We start from the raw sequence: 20,418 nt of genomic DNA on the forward strand, positions 1-20,418 counted from the left end.
GCAACAACCAATGGCGAACCTGTGAGCATTGTCCCAATCGGGCCTGGCTTGGCAACACTCGAATAGATAATAGGCACCAGCAAGGGTAACGAGAACTATTGCCGGTGTCACGATACATCCTATGATCGCATAATATAATGCAGTTCTTAACATTCTCCCCTTTTCGATTTTCGATACAGGTGGACGACTTTCCACACTAACCCCGCTCCGCATGACTAATCGCCTGTGAAACCAGGTTGGCAATCGCAATAGCAAACAACTGTTCGTCCGGTGTCCAGTGCCGCGACGAGCCAACATGTTCATGACAGACGACGCCCTCCATTTTCCCTCCAATATGCAGGGGTGCGTCCATGATGGCGCCGATATTCAGCGGCGTCAGGTATGATTGGCTGAACTCGCGGGTGGATGGATCAGTATGGGCATCATGTGCCGGGATCACTTCACTGTTGGTTAACGCTTTGAAATAACTGGGGAAGTCGGCAGCACGAAGTTCAACGCCGGATGAGGTTTTGCCGGTGCTTCGCTCATAGAGCAGATGACACACTATAGCCTGTCGATCTTCCGTGTACCGCCAGACGCTGACCCGTTCCACACCCAGCGTGTGGGCAGAGGCTTCAATCATGCGGTGATAAATTCTCTGAAGATCATTCGAGGCGAACACTTCACTGCGGGTGAGTTCCACCAGCACGGCTTGCTGTTTCATGAGCCTTTCGCCCGCCTGTCGCAATTCGAGTTCAGCTTTGCGTCGCTGGGCATCCTGCCAGCCTTGTACTTCGAGCGCCAGTTCACTCGCAGTGGTATACCGGTTCTGCGGATCCTTCTCCAGGGCCTTCATGCAGATGGCTTCAAGGGCAGGGGAGATTTCCTTCTGATACATGCGAGGACGGATGATATCGGCCTGTTGTGCCTTCTTCAGCGTTGCAACCGTGGTAGCGCCGGTGAACGGAGGAAAACCGGTAAGAATCTCGTAGAGGATTGCCCCGGCTCCGAAAATATCGGTGCGGGGACCTACAATATCAAGCCTGCCATTGGCCTGCTCCGGTGCCATATACGCCGGCGTTCCCATCACTTCGCCCATGATGGTCTTGCTTGCTTCCGTCAGATTAACCCGCTGGTCGGAATAAGAAATCATTTCGAAATCGTCTTCCTGCTGGCCCATCCGTTTGGCCAGTCCCCAGTCGAGCACGATGACTTCGCCAAAATCTCCCAAAATGATGTTCTCACCCTTCAGGTCGCGATGAACGATTCCTTTGGAATGGGCATAGGCTATGGTGTGGCAAAGTGAAACGAAGGCACTGAGCAGGCTGACAAACTCCAACGGCTCTTCCTTGCCTGTCTGCTTTTTCTGGTGATAAGTCTGGATGGCTTCGGAAAGGGTTCGCCCTTTGACAAACCGCATGGTGTAGTAGGGAAATGAAGTTTCCGGATCAGTGCCAATATCGTATACCGGCACAATACCAGGGTGCTCCAACTGACCCGTGATGCGCGCTTCACGCAGAAACCGCAGGGGAACGGTGCCTGCCGTTTTATATTCGGGTTTGAGTTCTTTGAGTGCCACATCGCGGCCAATGTTGGCATCGTGAGCATGCCAGACACTTCCCATGCCGCCGGACGCATGCAGCGAGGTACGGGTGTAGCGTTCGGATCCTGGCAAAGGCCCTTTCATCTGCAGGACAGGTCGGGCCTGAATGATAGGCGCCGCCTGGGTGGAGGCAGACACCAGGGAACTGCTGCCCGTCTTGGCTGGAGTGTGCATCATCGTAAACTGGTCACCCAGGAAAGTGGAAATGGCACTTTGAACCTGTGCTGCTTCAGTGATGCCGATAAATTGCTTCAGCTCATCGAGTGCCTTGGAGAGAGCATCCGCTTCGATGCCTTCACTGGCAGCCAGCCGGTCATTTACCAGGGAATCGAGCCGATCTCGTTCGGTAGGTTTGATCTTCGCTCGTTCTGTCAGCAGTTCTGCAAACGAAATATTACGGTCGTGCTTCCAGTCGCGAATCATTTCCATCAGTGCCTTACTGTCAATGAGGTTGGCTGAACATGCCAGAACGCCAAACAGTAAATCACTTTCGAGAATCATGTGATAATATGGGGCCAGTTGAGATGCAACTTGTATTATACCTGCACCTTGATGTGAAACCTATCAGCAAATGCCTGCGATGCATGATTGTAATCATCTCGCTCCGTCGAGATGACAACAAACGTCCTACTGCCCCAATATTTTTCGAATCGCTTCCTGAATATCCTTGCGGACGAATTCATTCGGCTCCTGCTGCATCAGTGCCTGCAGATCACGCACGGCTTCGCGGGCTGGTGGCCCAATCTCGCCAAGTGCGATCGCACAACCCCACCGGGTAATGCCTCGGCTGGCTAACCCTCGGCGCAGTGTCGGGATAGCTGGCTTACCGATTTTGGCGAGTACTTCTGCGAACTTGGTTACTCGGGCTTCATCGTCTCGTGTCACCACGTTGCCGGAAACATCCATGAGCTTGATCAACTCGGACACAGCGCCCGTTGCTGCTGGTCCCAGGTCGATAATCGCCTTGATCGCTGCATCACTGGTGGTTGCATCGTCGTCTTTTGCCAACTCGACCAGCAAGCCCAGCGAATTCTTGCTCGATGGAGCCAGCTTTTTCAGTGCATCGATACAGGCTGGCTTAAGTTCATTATCCTTCAAGCATTCCTTGATTGCAGCCACCATTGGCCCCTGCATTTCCTTGGCATAGATTCCCAGCGTCGCCAGCGCAACCAGTCTGGTTTCCTTGTCGCCGGCTTTGGTTGAATCGATAACCAGGTTCATGCCCAACTTCGCATCATTTGGATCAAGTTGTGCCAGGAGCTGGATCACATTTTTTCGCAATTCGCCAGTATCATCCTTGGCGAGGGTCAGTAATTCACCCAACACCGGTTTGGCATTCTTGCCTAGCTTGGTGCAAGCCTTGGCAGCAACGACACGAATCTCAGTGTCCTGATGCTTGAGCAGTTTGCTCAGGCCATCCACTTCGCCTGAGGAACCGAGAATACCTGCCAGCCCTGCAGCTGCAGCCAGACGATTATCATGGTCATTATCCTTAAGCATTTCTTCCAGCGGTCCCTTGGCCAGATCTTTCACATCCCGGCCAAACAACCCCACGGTTCGGGCAGATGCCTGTCGAACCACCGGATCGGTGTCACGCATCGCTGCGAGGATTTCCTTGGATACGCTACGGGCATCACTGCCCATCTTCTCCAGCGTGGTCGCAGCATAACGTCGCATTTCCACGTTCGGATCGCTCAATGCTGTGATCAGCAGATTGATATCAGACTTGGAAGGAGTTCCAATCTTGGTCAATGCCGTCATAGTGGTTCGTCGCACGAATTCATCAGGATCAGTCAAGAGTTTGAGAAGCGAAGGGATGGCGTCACGAGCCTTCTCTCCCATCAGACCGAGTGACTCGGCAGCTTTGGCCTTGGCGCTGCTGTCTGTACTGGAAAGAGATTTCACGAGATCAGGAAGACTGAGGTTGCTGGGTGCTGCAGTATTCGCTGCGGCGTCAATAGTCAGTGGCGCACGACTGTCTGCAACAAATTCCTGGCGCAGGTTCTCTCTTACGCCTTTTTCTACAAAGCGTTTGACTTCAGACACGTCAATGAAGATGCTGATGGATGCATGGCCATCTACTGTGCCGCCATGCGTTACGCCGACCAGTTCGCCACGGTCATTCACTAACGGCCCCCCGCTGTCGCCATGATTGGTGGGTGACTGCGTTTCGATGACATCCGCTTTGTGGTTTTGCGTCGAACGATCGTCATTCTGGGTTTTCCAGTTTGAGTGGTAGGTCTGACGTACTACGCCGGGAGCATATACCCAGAGAGCTCCACTGGTGCCGGGGTTGCCAATCGAATGGACGCGCTGCCCTACACGGCAACTCTGCTTGGCAAAAGGCAGTGCCTCCACGCCTTCGGGCAGACGCTTTAACTGGAGGATGCAGAGATCGCAAACCGGGTCAGTCGCGATAACTTTGGCTTCGATGATTTGTTTTTGCAGATTACGATTCCGGAACTGCTGCATGAAGCGATTCTTCTCTGCCACCAGCTTGCCAGCCTTGTCATAATTAGGAAAGAAAACTGCAATATGTTTTGAATCGCCAGCTACGTGGTGATTGGTTAGTACCAGCCGGTTCTTGCGGTCAATCAATGAGCCGCTCCCTGCTGCTACGGCTTGACCGTTCTTGACTTCCGCAAGGATAAATGTCGCAGATTTCAGAACATAGGGATAGACATCTGCGCCGCTGCCTTCGGAACTGCCTGCAAAAGAAGAAGGCTGGACTGTATTGTCGCTGTCACTCTGCCCGGATTTTGCAGTGGAATTGTTTTCCTTTTCAGTAGCGTTTCCTTTGCCGATAATGTTGAAGAAATTCTCTTCAGACGATTCAGTGCCTTTGTCTGAACTATTATTGTTCCCACGTCCTTTGGGAGTCGAGGCCACATTTTCTTCCGCAACGTTTTCAGCCTGTGCCTTCTTCTGCTTGGTAGAAGCCTCACTGACAACAGCCATATTCACAGGCTTCTTGGCGTCATTGAGAGTATTGATCAGCACGACGCCTAGTACTACCAGGATAGTCAATGCGATGCCGCCACCAACCAACAATGGCACGTTGTAATTGCCCGATTTCTTCTTTTTGCGTGGCCGACGAGGCTTATGCTTTTCCTCATCATGATGATGGGTGGTGGTTTGCCTACTACTGTGCTGTGCCTGTTGAGGGGCTATCGGTTGTGCTGGCATGGCACGTTGTGCAGCTGGCCGTGTTGGCTGAGCAGGAGGCAAATCAATTACTTCATCATCATCAATAGGCTGCGCACGTTGAGGGATGATCGGCTTAAGAACTACCGGCTTACTTGGTACTGTTGCTGGACCACTTATTGTCATTACCTTACCGCAACTCGGGCAATTCACCTGCCCGCCACCTGCCGGTACATCTACAACGTCTAAAAGCCCCTGACAATATGGGCATTTCACTCGCATCATGATAGCGGCTCCAGCTCATTTCATGGGCAAACGCCCCTCCAGTTATGCGGTCGTGCTCAATCATATCTTTGAAATCGATGGTCGATCAAGCGAATTTATGGGAATAGATGAAAATTAAAGTGTGCTTGTCGGGAATCTAACATTACAACCCAGCAATCAATCTGATCGCTTCTTCGCCTCGTTCTGCCGGTACAAACAGATGATCGTGGTAATACCCCGCCACCATGTTGCAACTGATGCCTTGCTCTGCCAGTGCCTGGGAGATAACAGCGGTTATTCCCACATCAGTTAAATTGGTCTGGGTATCCAATGTTATCCAGGCGGCACGAAAGCCAGGTTTCAACTCAAGTCGTTGTGCCTCTTGTTCAGGAAGTATCAAGGTGTTACCCTCAGGCTCGCAAACCACACACACAGCTGATGTTGGAATCGCATATTCTTGAGTGGCACAGCAATAAACATAAACTCCATCATGCAAACGAGGTTGCAACTGTAATCGCCTGGTTTGTGAGTTGTTGTTTGTCATATTCTCATTTGCTGGCAGGCTTCAGCTTCCGATTGAAAAACTCAATCGTGTTGTCATTCAGATTCTGCCTGCCTATGTTGTGCTCTTTGTCGGGAAAAGTTTTGATTTCGAAAGGCTTCTTGAGTTCGGTTAACTTGTCTCGCAACACTGACGAAATCAACTTTTCCTGTCGATTTGCCAAACCCGCGAGGTGTGATAGCTACACAGGCATATCCTTTGCAAGCCAGCCGCAACACCAGTGGAAAGTAATCTGCTGCAGTGCGAGAATAGTCTGACATCAGTAGGACCCCCGGATACTTTCCCTCTACAACAGGCTTGAAAGCGATGGCATCAACCGTTTCGCAATCGTGTTGAAAGGTGTATGACAACAGTTCCGTTTTACCCTGATTCAGAACGGCCTTGTCATCTTTCTCCAGCTTGTCGGTAACCGTATTCAGATCGAGAGTCTGCTGTGCCTGCATTTTCCTAGTCAACAGAAGTTGTATCAAAAAATAGACAATACGCTTCATTGCACGCAACTCGCTTTTGGGTATTTTCCAATGAGCTTTCACTTCGAAAGCCTGTGAGTTAATCTAGTGTCAAATACTCGATGCAAAAACAGAAATGACCAGTTCCCATTGATACTTCATGTTTGTAGGGTTTCTGCTGGCTGTACCGGTGCAAGCCGACCAGAGTGTGGCGTTCGAAAAGCACATCCACCCCTTCCGACTGACCGATGTGCATGACCAACCGAGACACTCGCCAGCATGACAAAAACCGTGAGCAAATGCTTCATGCGATTAACCTGGGCAGGGTAAGCAAACGAGATAACCTTGCCATGCTAAACAGGCGCTTACATGCAAAGAAGCATCTACATCAGTTATTCACTGATAATCCACGCTAGTCTACAAGGTGGTATATCCCATCTGGCGATGAGTCTGGGATGATAAAACCGGCAATCTCTTTCGGAAGGTACTGGTTACTTTCAGGTTTCGGTTGACAGCCAATCAAATATATTCGATAATTAGAATATACTTTTTCACTTATGGTATTCGAAATCATGCAGGATGCACTCAGGCAGTTCAAAGCTGATATTTTCCAGGCATTGGCTAATCCAACACGCGTAGCCATCGTGGAACTGCTGCGTGATCGTGGTGAAACACCCGTTACCCACATTCAGGATGCGCTCAGAATTGAGCAGGCGAATGTCTCCCAGCACCTGTCAGTGCTCCGTTCCAAGAACATTGTCCTGGCTCGCAAGGAAGGCAATCAGGTTTTTTACCATTTGCGTGATCCGATCCTGGGCAAGGTGCTTGATATTCTCAAGCAGTATTTCCACCAGCATGTCAAGGAAGCCATGGCAACATTGCGGCAAATGTCGCCTCCCAAGGAGGTGATTCGAAAATGAACCAGTCTAGATTGCTAGTAAAGCAAGAGACGGGGCATCGCCCATCGCCTGTACCAACCAGCAGCAGGCCCTGGTACCCGAAAAGATTATTGCCAAAGCTGGTTGATTCGCTCAGGCATTATCGAATACAGGATGCCATTGCAGACCTGATCGCAGGGATCACGGTTGGCCTGGTGGCACTGCCACTCGCCATGGCATTTGCTATCTCATCGGGCGTGAAACCCGAAGCAGGGATCTACACTGCAATCATTGGTGGTCTGGTTGTCTCTGCGTTAGGCGGCTCGCGTTGCCAGATTTCCGGGCCTACAGGTGCCTTTGTCGTCATCGTTGCAGGCATTGTGGTGAAGTTTGGCATCAGCGGATTGCTGATGTGTACCCTCATGTCAGGTGTCATCCTGCTACTCATGGGAATTACAGGCCTCGGTGCAGCAGTGCGATTCATCCCACGGCCTGTTACCATCGGTTTTACCAACGGCATTGCAGTGCTGATTGCCTCCACGCAGATCAAAGATTTCTTCGGCATTCAACTGAGTGAAGTGCCTAGTGAGTTTGCTCATCGAATGCAGGCATTGTTTTCCCATTCCCACACGTTCCAATGGGTCAGTGTCGGATTGGCGACGCTGACTGTTGGCATCATTCTGATCTGGCCTCGCATCACCAGGCGAGTGCCCGGCTCCATTATTGCACTGATTACCGGAACTCTAGTCTGCTTGGCTTGCGGACTGGGTATAGACACCATTGGCAGCAGGTTTGGTGGGATTCCTTCAGGATTGCCTTCCATTCAAATGCCACCCATTGATTTGTCTATGTTTGCAGAGCTGCTTCCCAGTGCCATGACAGTGGCGATGCTAGCTGCTATCGAAAGTCTGTTATCGGCAGTGGTGGCTGATTCGATGAGTGGTGACAAGCATCGCCCTGATGCAGAATTGGTAGCTCAAGGCGCTGCCAATTTGATCGTTCCGTTCTTTGGTGGAATACCCATCACGGGAGCCATTGCCCGCACTGCTACCAACATCCGCTCCGGTGCCAGAACACCTGTCTCAGGCATTACACATGGCATCGTGTTAATCATTATTCTCCTGATTGCAGCACCCCTGGCTCAGCATATCCCACTGGCAGTGTTGGCAGGAATTCTCATGATCGTCGCTTACAACATGGGCGAATGGCGGGAGATCCCGTCAATCCTTCGTCTATCGTGGGCCGACCGTCTGGTGTGGGGAGCAACTTTCGGACTGACGGTGTTTGCTGATCTGACTATAGCCGTTGAGGTCGGAATGATGCTGGCGGCCTTGCTCTACATCAAGCAGGTGGCTGGTTCAACAGCAGTTTTGCCAGTCACGAACGACTATCTGCACGATGGCAGGGCCCACCTGTTGCAGGATAAAGTCATTCCGGCGTATGTTACCGTCTATCGCATTCATGGGCCGTTTCTTTTTGGCGCCACCGCCAAGCTTGAAGAACTGATTCCCGAACTCTCCGGTGCTGGCACCATTATCATTCTCAAACTGCACCATATGACGACAATTGACAGTACTGGCATCCATGCGATGGAAACCTTTGCTGAACAGGTTCACAGACAGAGCAAGGTGCTTTTGTTGTGCGGGGCACAACATCAGCCTGCACTATTGATCTGGCGATCGCGGTTGCGAAAAATCATCGGCAGGAAGAACATTCTTCCTCACATCGAAGCGGCATTACGTCGTGCAACTGAAATATACGATGGCTTTGGTGGAATCGGGCAGGTCATCGCAGAGTCACATCGTCAAATGCCAACTTGATTCAGTTCGCCTTGGCAATCTATTCTTGAATGATCGAATGAGTTCTGAGATAGTACGCAAGCAGCAGATTCAAGGTTTATTGAACAACAGGCCAATGTGATGAAACGTAACCCCATTCTTATCTCACTAGTCGTTACCTCGCTGCTGGTGTTACTGGTTTCCTGGCTCATTTCGAACGGTTCTACCGAAGAGATTGATACCTGGCTGCTGCGATTGAACCGCGATGGAGGTCCAGAGTTTCATCCTGCCGGTTCGGTAAAGCAGCAAAGCGTAATGCGTGATATTACCGCTATGGGTAGCGGAACAGTGTTGACCAGTCTGACAGTGCTGACCCTGGTTTTTCATTTGATGAATCGTCAATGGAAAACGGGCTGGTTCATTGCTTTAACCATCCTCTTCGGCTGGTTTGCCATGGAAGGCATGAAACTCCTTTACCAGCGTGAACGGCCTACAGTCGTGCCCCACATGATGACCGAAAGCTCGTTGAGTCTGCCCAGCGGTCATGCCATGATGTCAACCGTGGTGTTTTTTACACTGGCATCGGTGTATGCTAAGAGAACCAGCCATCGCAGATTGCAGATATTTGCTTACACCGTGGCATGCTTATTAGTAGTGCTGATTGGATACACTCGCGTCTATCTTGGCGTACATCATCCCAGCGACGTGCTTGCAGGCTGGCTGCTCGGCTTGCTCTGGGTGCAGTTGGCTTTCATTTTGAGAAGTCACTGGTGGAGAGTAGAATAAGCTGATAACCCAGGACCCAAGAAGATGTCTCTACTAGTCAATGTTTCGAAAATCGCATGGATCCCCAAATAGGGAACTTGCAGATGAGATCACGAACATTCCTTATCGATGTAATTGCACTTGCATTGTTGGTGTTGTTGCTGCAGGGGCGTCCACCTCTGTCTGAGAATGTTCACTTGATCAAGATGAAGATGTCGCTGGAACAGGTGCGTGCCATCCTGGGTTCAGAGACGACTTTTCCCCGATCTGAGTATGAGGAAATTTGCCAAACGGAAAATGATCGTATGGATATTGAAGATGATTTTCTTAAGGTAGATGCCATTCATTACAAGTTGCGACCTGCCTACTTCCCAACGAAAGGCGTGGTCTTGTATCACAAAGGATTGGACAAATATTCATTCACTGTGCCAATGAAAGATCTCAAATGGCGGTATGTCAGAACAGGCCGTGTTCTCTACTGGTTCGATCGCACTCATTGCCTTTGGCTTTTGACCGATGAATCAGGCCGAGCCTTCAAATGGGCTTTGGTGCCACTTACCATTGAGCGGGCAGAGTTCTTTGACCGTTGTGAGTATCTCTGGATGAGACTGAAACAATTCGTCTGGCGGTAACGGTGTATTGAGGTTGCCTGTCATACTAGCTTGCGGGTATCCTTTGGTCACGATGGTTGTGGGTAAAATGCAATAGGTTGATTGAAGCTTCCAGGACTTAGCCATGTCCCTTCTCGGCACCACTTACGATACTCGCCTGACTCCCGAACTGCGGAACCTGCAGATCGAGATCGAAGGCTACGCTCGTGACTATGGTCTCGATTTCTACGAGACCATCTTTGAAGTGCTCGATGCCGACGATCTCAATGAAGTGGCAGCCTACGGCGGGTTTCCGACTCGCTACCCCCACTGGTCGTTCGGCATGCAGTATGAGGAATTGAAAAAGAGTTACGAGTATGGCTTATCCAAAATTTATGAAATGGTCATCAATAACGACCCATGTTATGCCTACCTGATGCGTTGCAACCACACAGTAGATCAGAAACTGGTCATGGCACATGTTTATGGCCACTGCGATTTCTTCAAGAACAATGCCTATTTCGCTCATACCAGTCGCAAGATGATGGATGAGATGGCCAACCACGGCTCACGCATCCGTCAACATGTGGAGAAGTATGGCCAGGATGCGGTGGAATCGTTTCTTGACCGTTGCATGTCCATCGATGATCTGATCGATGTGCATTCAACAGCATTCAAACGCAGGGTCGCCAGCAGCCGTTATGATTTCACGCCCGAGGAGCAGGACGATTCACCTCGCGTTACCCGCTTCAAGAGCAAGGAATACATGAACGAGTTCATGAACCCGGCAGCGAAGCTGAAAGCCGAGGCAGAGGAACTCAAGAAGAAGAGCGAGCAGGCGGAGCATCGCTATCCAGAACAGCCAATGAAGGATGTGCTGCTCTTTCTGATCGAACATGCACCATTAAAACCCTGGCAACGTGATATTCTCAGCATTGTCCGTGATGAAGCATACTACTTCGCCCCACAGGGCATGACCAAAATTATGAACGAAGGTTGGGCCAGCTACTGGCACAGTACCATCATGACCCAGAAGGCCCTCCATCCATCTGAGATGATCGACTACTGTGATCATCACTGCGGCACGATGGCCCCCTACCGAGGCCGAATCAACCCCTACAAGCTGGGCATCGAGCTGTTCCGCGACATTGAACGCCGCTGGAACATGGGCCAGTTCGGTAAGGAATGGGAAGAATGCGACGATGCTGACAAGCGACGCACTTGGGATCGTAAGCTGGGGTTGGGCAAGCAGAAAATCTTCGAAGTCCGCAAACATTACAGCGACATCACTTTCATTGATACCTTCCTCACCCCGGAATTTGCTGAGGAGCAAGGCTACTTTTCGTTCAAATATGAAGAAGATGGCAAGCAATATGTGGTAGAATCGCGTGAATTTCAGAAAGTAAAGCAACGATTGCTGGCAAACTTGACAAATTTCGGCAAGCCGTGGATAACGGTAGTCGATGCCAACTATAAGAATCGGGGCGAATTGCTGCTCCACCATCGTCATGAAGGGGTTGACCTGAAGCTCAGCCATGCGAATGATACCTTAGCAAACCTGCAGGCTATCTGGGCGCGGCCGGTACATCTGCAGACCATTGTCGACGACAAAGCGACTATATTGTCCTTTGATGGCACCGAACACAGTTCCACGGGAATGGGAGACAGCGATGTCGAACAATAAATCACTCCTGAAGACCCTGAACGAACTCAAGGCACAGGGCAGCTTTCCCCAACGCATGCTGGTCCGCGATGCTGCAGTTGCAGCGACTGCGGAAATGGAAGTGCATCAACTGGATCGCCTTTCCATCGAATTGTCCATGCTGCGAGTCACTCCCGAGAAGCCCGTGAGTGAAACGCTCAAAGGCCGGGCCGAAATTCTGGCAAACAAAGTGACAGGCCTGATGGAAAAACTGAATGCCATCGAGATTGATGACAGTAAAGGCGAAGCGATGCTCCGCAGCGATACACCCGCAGCGCAGGATGCTCACAGAATCTATTATGAATTGATGCTGAACAAATATGGAGCAACCACACTGAAGCGTTATCAGGGTTCTACGATCAATGCACAACGCAAGGAAATACCCTTTGTGTTGACACGGGAAGCCTTGGCCAAGTTGATCACGGATTTAGCCTGCTAATGTATAACTCGGAAGCTGTGGCAGGGTCGTGATGGTACTCCATCTCGACCCTGAAGTCTTGCTGAGGGTAGTATATTTGCAGGGTCGAACACGAGTACATGTACGACCCTGCCACGGCATATCGGTGTTTCACTGATTGCCAGATTTGCCAGTTCATGCCAGCAAGGATGCGATGCATGTTGACAGGTTCCACGACTGCAGTTTCACCATTGCGCTATTCCCGTCCGGCGGTGCAGTCTCATGCAATGCGCTCCGGCTGGGGATATCACCTCGCTGCCTGCAGTTTGTTGTTGCTGATCGTTGCACTACGAGTGACATATCTTTGCCAAGTTGAAAACATCAGCCTAGCCAGCGATGAAGCTCACTACTGGGACTGGTCACGTCATCTCGACTGGTGTTACTACAGTAAAGGGCCGCTGGTTGCCTGGCTGATTCGCGTCTCCTGTTATCTGTGGGGCGCTGATGTCATGCCTGCAGTCAGGCTACCTGCCGTGCTGTGTAATGCCTTCATGCTGCTGGGTATTTATCTGCTGGTAAACCGCATATTCAACAATGCCCGCCTAGCATTTCTGGCCCTGGCGGTTGCACTCACGCTGCCATTTATTCATGTTGGCGGCTTGCTGATGACCATCGACGCCCCATACGCCTGTGCATGGACGTGGGCGGTGCTCGTTGCTCACTGCATCTTGTTTGCTCCCCTCTCCCCCGGAGGGAGATGGGTTGGGGGTGAGGGGGCACAACAACCATATACCACGCAGTATTTCCTATGGCTGACTCTCGGCCTCATCCTCGCCATCGGCGTATTGGCCAAACACAACATGGCACTCTTTGTTCCATCCCTCGGCTTGTTTCTCCTGCTCAGCCCGGCACATCGTCATGAACTGTTACGCCCAGGTTTCTGGCTGATGGCACTCACGGGAGCAGTCATCGGCGGAGGCCCTATTCTCTGGTGGAATGCCCAGCACGACTGGGTCACCTTCCTGCATGTAGGCACCCAGGCAACGGGAGCTTCGACTGCAACTTCAGGCATTCGCTGGCTCGGCCCGCTGGAATTCTTTGGCACCCAGGCTGCACTGCTGATGGGCTTGTGGTTTGTGCTGATGATCATGGGCTTTGCAAATTGTGGAGCACGATTGTATCGTGCTAAAGATAATACAGAGACACGATATAATCGTGTCCCACAGCTGCAGCAGCAACTGTTTCTGACATGCTTGGCACTGCCCATGCTGTTGATTTGCCTGGTATTCAGCTTCAAAGTCAGAATAGAACCGAATTGGACCGTAACTGCCTACATCACTGGGCTTATTCTTGCAGGCTGGATGCTCTGGGAGCGCTGGACTTCACCACGCTGGCGGCGGACTACCTATGTCGTCATGGGGTTGGGCGTTGGCCTATCCTTGATGATTCATTTCAGCTCAGTGCTATATCCTATTCATGCGATGTTGATGCCTCAGGTTTCGCCGCGCAAATGGGATCCAACATGCCGCCTCAAAGGTTGGGATACCCTTGCGAGCGAGGTCAACAAGTTGCGACAACAAGAAAAAGTGGAGCCCATACTGTTCGGTTCCACCTGGAGTTACACCGGTGCGTTGGCGTTTCATCTGCATGATCAGCCTACGGTTTTCTGCCTGGGGCCTGTTACAGGCAGTCGTTACAGTCAGTATGACTTCTGGCGGCCTAACCCGTTACACGATCCGGCAGACTATGCAGGCAAAGATGCCATTATCGTGGGTGAACTGTCGCCACAGGTGCGAGAAGCTTTTGAAAAGATTGAACCCACGCAGCGCGTGCAGGCACGAGAACAGGGACTGGTGGTTGCAGAATGGAATGTTACCATTGCGAGGAAACTGAAGCCAACAGGGTTTGGACTTACGGTGCAGAAATATTGATAACTCGAATTGTATTGTGTTTTTTCCTGGCGCTCCTTGGCATCATGGCGGTTCAATTTTTAACCGCCAAGACGCCAAAATACGCCAAGGAATACAAGCAAAGTTACCAATAGAGCGAGAGGTTTTCTAGGCAGGATTGAAGTTGGATTTACAATATCGCTCTGCATCTTACATCACTTCATCGGATTACTATAATTTCAACTTCCCTGTACCAGGCAGAATAATCGCTCAGATGGTACAACTCCTTGATCCAGCAGCCTGAATATTCGGAGGAAGTGCGCGGTGTCGAATTATCTTTTTACCAGCGAATCGGTCAGCATGGGGCATCCGGATAAGGTTGCCGATCAGGTTAGTGATGCGATTCTTGATTTTTGCCTGAAACACGATCCCATGAGTCGGGTGGCTTGTGAAACCCTGGTGACAACCGACCATTGTACCGTGGCTGGCGAAATCACCACCAAGGCACCGTTGACACAGGAAAATGTGGACAAGATCGTTCGCGAAACCATCAGGGAAATTGGTTACGTTGATCCCAAGATTGGCTTTGCTGCTGATACGGTTAAAGTAGTCAACTTGCTCCATTCTCAATCGCCTGATATCTCAGTTGGTGTGGATACCGGCGGTGCAGGCGATCAGGGTATGATGTTTGGCTTTGCCTGCGATGAAACCAAGTCGCTGATGCCACTGCCTATTTATCTTTCACATCGCCTGGTGGAAAACCATGCCACTATGCGTCGCAATGGACAGCTTAAGTTCGTGCGTCCCGATGCCAAGAGCCAGGTGACAGTGGAATACGATGCTCATGGCAAGCCTGTCCGTATTCATACGGTGGTGTTGTCCACCCAGCACGATGAATCGGTCATTGATAGCAGCAAGAAGTTCTCTACAGCAGCCCGTGAAGAGATCATTCAGAAACTAGTGCTGCCTACCTTGAAAGCCGAGCGGCCTGACCTGGTGAATGACAAGATCATTTTCCACATCAATCCCACTGGCATCTTCCTGGAAGGTGGCCCGCATGGCGATTGCGGTTTGACCGGCCGCAAGATCATTGTCGATACTTATGGTGGCCGAGGCCGACATGGTGGTGGTGCTTTCAGTGGCAAAGATCCCACCAAGGTAGATCGTTCTGCAGCATATGTTGCCCGTTATATTGCCAAGAATGTTGTTGCTGCTGGGCTGGCGAAGGAATGTGAAGTACAGCTTTCCTATGCAATCGGTTATCCCGATCCGCTTTCCATCTGGGTCAATACCAATGGAACCCTGGCGAGTGGCTTAACGGAAGACAAGTTGATCAGCCTCGTGCGAGATCACTTCCAGTTGACACCCAAAGGTATCATTGAGAGCCTGCAACTGCGAAGGCCAATTTACAAGGCAACCGCAGCTCATGGCCATTTTGGCCGTGAAAACGCTGAATTCAGTTGGGAAAAGACCGACAAAGCTGATTCACTGAAAAAAGCAGCAGGCAAGTAACCCGTTGGGCACTTTTCAACGTGCCATCAGTCTTGCAGTAATGAAAAGAAGCACGCTATTTAGCGTGCTTCTTTACGTTTGAGATCTTTCTTGCTTATTTCTTCTGAAACCGTTCCATGACTTCTTTCCAGGAGGAAAGGATGATGCCCTGTTCTTTGAGGAAATCCTGTACCTCGGCATCAGCAAACATCTTGTCTTCCCAGATGCGCTGCTGCCAGGAGCCTGTGATTTTCTTGAGGCCTGGGGTATCAATGGATGGGTGATAAATAATCTCATGCAACCCGGGTCTGAGCGAACGAATCAGCGTATAGAATTTACTTTTCTTTTCTTCGTACGTTTTGCCTGATTCTACGGCGTGAAAATCATCGAGCTTGGGCAGTGGGTAATCAGCAATCAGTTGCAGCATTTCGTCCCGCATGGGGTAACCCTGCTTGCGAAATTTGTCCATGGTGTACGGAGTCATTTCAATCACCATGGCTGGAACCTGTTTTTCCACTGCCAGTTTCATGTAGGCACGAGTAAATTCGGGCTTGGCATAGAGAGTTCCCATATGGGTATCAACGTGGCTGGGTTTCATACCCAGGCTGACTGCCCGGTTGTATTGGGCGAACAGTTCCGTCTCAATTTCCTTTTCGTTGGAGTTCATCACCACGCCGGGAACATTGTGGTGCAGGTAACCAAACTTGTCGTGGAGGCCGGGAACTTTATCTCTCGGAGCCACGGAACCCCAGCGGTAGGTTTTCCATTCGCTGGTGAGGGCCAGATGCAATCCAACATCATGATGCGGATTGGCGACACACCATTCAGCCATTTCGTTAAACCAGGGGCAGGGTACCATGGCAGCAGCTGAGCGGTATTCACCCTTGCTGAGAGCCCGCTGGGCAGAAGCATTGGCTTCGTAGCACATACCAATATCGTCGGCATGCAGAATGATCACTCGTTTATCAGCAGGGTATCCCAGCTTGGTAGACCAGGTGACCGGCTCACTGATGGGAACAGGCAGTACTGCCAGCAGGCAGTATAACAGGTTCATGTTGAAAACCTCAGACTACAGAAGAGTTCGATTCTACCATATGGGATGAAACTTAGTGTGCAAATAAAAAACCGGCTTCCCAAGGGAAGCCGGTTCAAAATTCAGCATGTCTAAAACTACTTGGCAGCAGGACCAGAAGCAGGAGCGGGAGTGCTGGGCTTCTTGGTTTCGCCACAGCCGATAGCGGTCAAGCTGACGATAACGAGAGCGATCAGAGCGATCTTCTTCATGTGCAAACATCCTTCATCGTAGGGTAACAAACAAAATGTCTGGATGAACACCATCCAGACGGTCTAACGTCTCAGACGTTATTTCGGTGGGGCGGGCGGAGTTTTGTCACCTGCACCAGTGGCAGGAGCTTTCTCGGCCGGCTTTTCAGCGGGTTTCTCAGCAGGCCTGTTGGTATCTGCAGCTTCATTCGGGTTTCTTATGCCCGCTGCTGCGGGACCAGCTTTGGTGTGTGTGGCTCGGGGAGTGTTAATAGCTTTTGGCTGCGTGCAACCGAGTGCCCCCACTACACTGGCGATTGCCAATAAAGCAAGCAGTTTTTTCATTTTTGAGTACCTGTCCTGGTAACGAAAGTGCATGAACTGAGAAGCTGTTCGCTTTCAGTACATTTACATTGATACGACCCCGTCAAGATTATTCCCGCCTTCTTGAAGATTTTCTGTATTTCTTTCTCATGGTATTTTTATCATCTTGATCTCCTGCAGGGAATAAAATCCCTTCCGGAGTTCCATACCTAATGCGAGTTGCTGTGCATGCCGGTACGTCTTGATTTCAATGCGCTGGTGCCTTTGCATTATCAGGATTTGTACCGTTATGCTTATCGGCTTTCCGGTAACAGCATTGATGCTGAAGACCTGGTACAGGAGACCTTCTGTTCGGCACAGGGTAACCAGGAGCAGTTGCGGGATTCTGCCAAGGTTAAATCCTGGCTGTTCAGCATCTTGTATCACGCATTTCTCTTGCATCAGCGGAGAAAGAGAAAATTGAGGTACGTGACCTGGGAACAGGAACTGGACCATGTGCCGATGGCAGAACCTGAACTTCCTGCAGTAAATTCAACTCAATTGCAGGCCGGGCTGATGCAGGTTCCTGAAGATTATCGAGCGGTTTTGATCTTGTACTACTTTGAGGATTTCAGTTATCGAGACATGGCTACGCAGTTGAGGATTCCAATCGGAACCGTGATGTCACGCCTGGCACGTGCCAAGCAGTTTCTGAAGCACCTGCTAAGCAAACATGTGGAGCATGATGAATGAGTTGTCAGGAAATTCAAAGCAGAATTATTGCCATGCGATCTTTCTCGCATGATGAAGATGCCCTGTTGACTGATGAAACCAGGCAACATGTGGCTCAGTGCAGTGGCTGCCAGAAATTATTGCAGACAGACACTCAATTCGATGCCTTGCTCTATCAGGTGATTCATCAGGTATCTGCACCTGAATCACTGGAATCTGGGATAAAGTGGCGATTGCGGCAACAGCGACGAGCCCGTCAGCGCAGCAGAACACTGTACTGGTCGTTATCTGCTGCTGCAGCATTGTTGCTGGCAGTCAGTGTGAACTGGTATCTGAACAGGCCATACGATTTGTCCAGCCTTGCTGTCTCGATGGCTACACTTGACCGACAGCACAATGCAGTCAGTTTTGAACAGTTGAATGGATTGCAGAAAATAGAACTGATACAGTGGCTCAAGCGTAACGGTTTCTCCTCGGACATTCCGTCCCGCATCAAGCTGGAACATCTCACTGGGGCAAGCGTAGTGGTAATAGGCGGACGCAAGGTGCCGGTACTGGAATTGAAAGCTGGTGGCGCCATCAGTCGGGTATGCCTGCTGCAACGACGGTTTTTCGATGAGAAGAAAGTCAAGCAATTGAAAGACAATGAAAACCTGTCATCATTTGTTGTTACTGACCGAGATGATGCAGCATCCGTGGGATGGATGATTGTGGAACGAGGCAGCGCACATCTGTTTATCGATGGATTCTTCCTGCCCGATGGTGCGTAAGCAACTCTCAAAGTTGCATGATGCCATTGACACTGAGCCTCCGTTCCCCCATCATCGAAATCAGAGGTTGGTAACTCATGTCAATGCGTTCGGAACAGAGTGAAACACCCCGCATCATGGGGAAGAAGCAGCGTATGGATGCGCTGCACCAGGCGGGTCGTGAACTTGCAGCGCTCGACCCTGAAATGCTGGCCAATCTGAATGGGCAGTCACGAGTTGATTTTCTCAAGACCAATATACTCCGCTGTGCCAGGCAGGTGCTCGGGCAGGACAAGGTCGATATCCGTCTGCTGAACCCGCGTTCCAATACGCTTGAACCGTTAGTTTGTGAAGGCATGAGGCCTGAAATTGCAGTTCTCAAATTGAAAGCTGAGCCGACCAACAATGGCATTTCCGGCTGGGTTGCATCACAAGGGAAAGCGTATTACTGCCCAGATGCCCGCAAGGATAAGCTGAATATCACTGGCGCTTCCAATGCACTTTCCTGTTTTACCGTACCCTTGATGGATCTGGGTAAAGTCATTGGCGTGATGAGCATCGAAAGTGAAAATGCCAATGCCTTCAGTGCCGAAGATCGTGCGACCTTCATGGAATTCGGGCAGGAAATCGCATCAGCACTACATACTTTGTGGCTTCTCAGCACCGAACGTGCTGGCCTGGTTTCACAGTCTGCGGAACTGGTAACTCGTGAACTGGCGCTTCCCATTGATGACATTCTGAACCATGCCAGTGCCTTGCGGGATCGGATGCGTAGTGATCCGGATGCCATGTCGAATCTTGATGTCATTCTGCAATCAGCCAGGAAGATCAAAGCCTCCATCAAGGAAGCAGCTACGACATTGCAGGGAGAAGACCCGCTACTGATGATGTCAACGCCACCGCCGGGCATCAAGCCGTTTGACTTGCGGATTCTGGTGGTAGAGACCGATGACCGCTATCGCAAGCTGGCACACAGCATGCTAGGAAAACTCGGATGCACGGTAGAAACCACACGCACCGGCATTGAAGCATTGGCACAGAGTAGAACCACCCATTACGACATGGCCCTGGTCGATCTGCGACTGACAGATATGACCGGCTACGATCTGTTTTGTAAGTTGCGTGCCGAGCAGCCTGAGCTTTCCGTCGTGCTTACTACTGACTTTGGCTATGATTCTACCCATTCCATCATCCGTGCGAGGCAGGAAGGTTTGCTGGGCGTGCTATATAAGCCGTTCCGTCTGGATCAGGTGCTGGAAGTGCTGATGAAGAAGACGGGTAGGACGGATTAACTTACATTCGATAAATACTTGCAAGTGCAATTGTAGAATTAGTTATTGCCATATCAGTGACTGAAACAGTTTGGCGTACTTGTTTGTTCTGGTATTTTTTTGCTTTGTCGAAATGCAGGTTTGGAGTTTAGCTATGGGTCTGACTTTTTCTGTTGGAAATCCACCGATGCCTTCACCGAGCCATTTGCAGAGCGTGTAAAAACGACCTTGGCATCATATTTCAATGGTATCGTTCTCGACTCTACAGAGAAAGCATACTACTCGAGTGAGCTTGCCTGGTCGGGTTGGAGGCTTCTGCAAGAAAAGGCCATTCAGACCATTGGCACTGATCGTGTACCACATCTACTATCGATGGATGCGTGGGTTGGTTGCTATGTACCTACAGAAACAATACCTGGCTCGTTCAAATTCGATGGCGAGAAAACACCTTTAGCAGTGGCATCCTTGCCAGCACTAATAAGTGAACTTGTGGAAGTCGGAAGTGTTCTTGCTTGCCCACAGATGACGAAGGCCTGCAAGTACTCGCGTCGAAATATCAGGACGACGATTTGATTGAGGAGGACGAGGATATACAGACCTACACGCAGC

At 50.6% G+C, this 20,418-nt stretch carries 17 protein-coding genes; 11 read left to right on the forward strand and 6 right to left on the reverse strand.

What is annotated here, in order from left to right; all coding sequences use genetic code 11:
* Window positions 1–196: 196 nt before the first annotated feature.
* The 4 genes from JNJ77_20225 to JNJ77_20240 form a co-directional block, all read right to left on the reverse strand.
* Window positions 197–2,083 carry a protein kinase gene (locus JNJ77_20225; GenBank protein MBL8824925.1) on the reverse strand — a complete coding sequence of 629 codons (1,887 nt, stop codon included), beginning with the start codon at window positions 2,081–2,083 and terminating at the stop codon, window positions 197–199.
* Window positions 2,084–2,209: 126 nt separating this feature from the next.
* Window positions 2,210–5,011, reverse strand: coding sequence for a HEAT repeat domain-containing protein (locus tag JNJ77_20230; GenBank protein MBL8824926.1), 2,802 nt, complete (start codon window positions 5,009–5,011; stop codon window positions 2,210–2,212).
* A 142-nt stretch (window positions 5,012–5,153) separates the two neighbouring features.
* A complete protein-coding gene (locus tag JNJ77_20235) occupies window positions 5,154–5,534 on the reverse strand; it encodes an ACT domain-containing protein (protein ID MBL8824927.1) in 381 nt (126 codons plus the stop codon).
* Window positions 5,535–5,587: 53 nt separating this feature from the next.
* The gene (locus tag JNJ77_20240; protein MBL8824928.1) at window positions 5,588–6,043 is read right to left on the reverse strand and encodes a hypothetical protein; all 456 of its coding nucleotides are present in this window, start codon (window positions 6,041–6,043) and stop codon (window positions 5,588–5,590) included.
* Window positions 6,044–6,573: 530 nt separating this feature from the next.
* Between JNJ77_20240 and JNJ77_20245 the strand changes: the two genes are divergently transcribed.
* From JNJ77_20245 to JNJ77_20280, 8 genes are all read left to right on the forward strand, one after another.
* Window positions 6,574–6,921, forward strand: a complete 348-nt coding sequence (locus tag JNJ77_20245; protein ID MBL8824929.1) for a helix-turn-helix transcriptional regulator — start codon at window positions 6,574–6,576, stop codon at window positions 6,919–6,921.
* Window positions 6,918–8,699, forward strand: coding sequence for an STAS domain-containing protein (locus tag JNJ77_20250; GenBank protein ID MBL8824930.1), 1,782 nt, complete (start codon window positions 6,918–6,920; stop codon window positions 8,697–8,699). Before JNJ77_20245 ends, JNJ77_20250 begins: the two co-directional genes overlap by 4 nt.
* A gap of 99 nt (window positions 8,700–8,798) precedes the next feature.
* On the forward strand, window positions 8,799–9,443 hold the full coding sequence (locus JNJ77_20255; protein ID MBL8824931.1) for a phosphatase PAP2 family protein: 645 nt from the start codon (window positions 8,799–8,801) through the stop codon (window positions 9,441–9,443).
* Window positions 9,444–9,526: 83 nt separating this feature from the next.
* Window positions 9,527–10,054: a hypothetical protein gene (locus JNJ77_20260; GenBank protein ID MBL8824932.1), complete on the forward strand. Its 528-nt coding sequence runs from the start codon at window positions 9,527–9,529 to the stop codon at window positions 10,052–10,054.
* Window positions 10,055–10,157: 103 nt separating this feature from the next.
* A complete protein-coding gene (locus JNJ77_20265) occupies window positions 10,158–11,696 on the forward strand; it encodes a SpoVR family protein (GenBank protein ID MBL8824933.1) in 1,539 nt (512 codons plus the stop codon).
* Window positions 11,683–12,153, forward strand: a complete 471-nt coding sequence (locus JNJ77_20270; GenBank protein MBL8824934.1) for a hypothetical protein — start codon at window positions 11,683–11,685, stop codon at window positions 12,151–12,153. Before JNJ77_20265 ends, JNJ77_20270 begins: the two co-directional genes overlap by 14 nt.
* Window positions 12,154–12,329: 176 nt before the next feature.
* The gene (locus JNJ77_20275; protein MBL8824935.1) at window positions 12,330–14,042 is read left to right on the forward strand and encodes a glycosyltransferase family 39 protein; all 1,713 of its coding nucleotides are present in this window, start codon (window positions 12,330–12,332) and stop codon (window positions 14,040–14,042) included.
* A gap of 282 nt (window positions 14,043–14,324) precedes the next feature.
* The gene (locus JNJ77_20280; protein MBL8824936.1) at window positions 14,325–15,512 is read left to right on the forward strand and encodes a methionine adenosyltransferase; all 1,188 of its coding nucleotides are present in this window, start codon (window positions 14,325–14,327) and stop codon (window positions 15,510–15,512) included.
* Between the two features lie 94 nt (window positions 15,513–15,606).
* Here JNJ77_20280 and JNJ77_20285 read toward each other — a convergent pair whose 3' ends face one another.
* Both JNJ77_20285 and JNJ77_20290 read right to left on the reverse strand, forming a co-directional pair.
* Entirely contained in the window at window positions 15,607–16,545 is a 939-nt protein-coding gene (locus JNJ77_20285; GenBank protein MBL8824937.1) for a polysaccharide deacetylase family protein, read from the reverse strand.
* A 308-nt stretch (window positions 16,546–16,853) separates the two neighbouring features.
* Window positions 16,854–17,099, reverse strand: coding sequence for a hypothetical protein (locus JNJ77_20290; GenBank protein ID MBL8824938.1), 246 nt, complete (start codon window positions 17,097–17,099; stop codon window positions 16,854–16,856).
* A gap of 207 nt (window positions 17,100–17,306) precedes the next feature.
* Between JNJ77_20290 and JNJ77_20295 the strand changes: the two genes are divergently transcribed.
* The 3 genes from JNJ77_20295 (at window position 17,307) to JNJ77_20305 (ending at window position 19,830) form a co-directional block, all read left to right on the forward strand.
* Window positions 17,307–17,810 (forward strand): RNA polymerase sigma factor, encoded by a 504-nt coding sequence (locus JNJ77_20295; GenBank protein ID MBL8824939.1) that lies wholly within the window; start codon window positions 17,307–17,309, stop codon window positions 17,808–17,810.
* Window positions 17,807–18,559 carry a hypothetical protein gene (locus JNJ77_20300; protein MBL8824940.1) on the forward strand — a complete coding sequence of 251 codons (753 nt, stop codon included), beginning with the start codon at window positions 17,807–17,809 and terminating at the stop codon, window positions 18,557–18,559. The genes JNJ77_20295 and JNJ77_20300 overlap by 4 nt, the downstream gene beginning before the upstream one ends.
* 77 nt (window positions 18,560–18,636) lie before the next feature.
* Window positions 18,637–19,830 carry a response regulator gene (locus tag JNJ77_20305; protein MBL8824941.1) on the forward strand — a complete coding sequence of 398 codons (1,194 nt, stop codon included), beginning with the start codon at window positions 18,637–18,639 and terminating at the stop codon, window positions 19,828–19,830.
* Window positions 19,831–20,418 lie beyond the last annotated feature (588 nt).

Source organism: Planctomycetia bacterium (assembly GCA_016795155.1).
Classification (GTDB): domain Bacteria; phylum Planctomycetota; class Planctomycetia; order Gemmatales; family HRBIN36; genus JAEUIE01.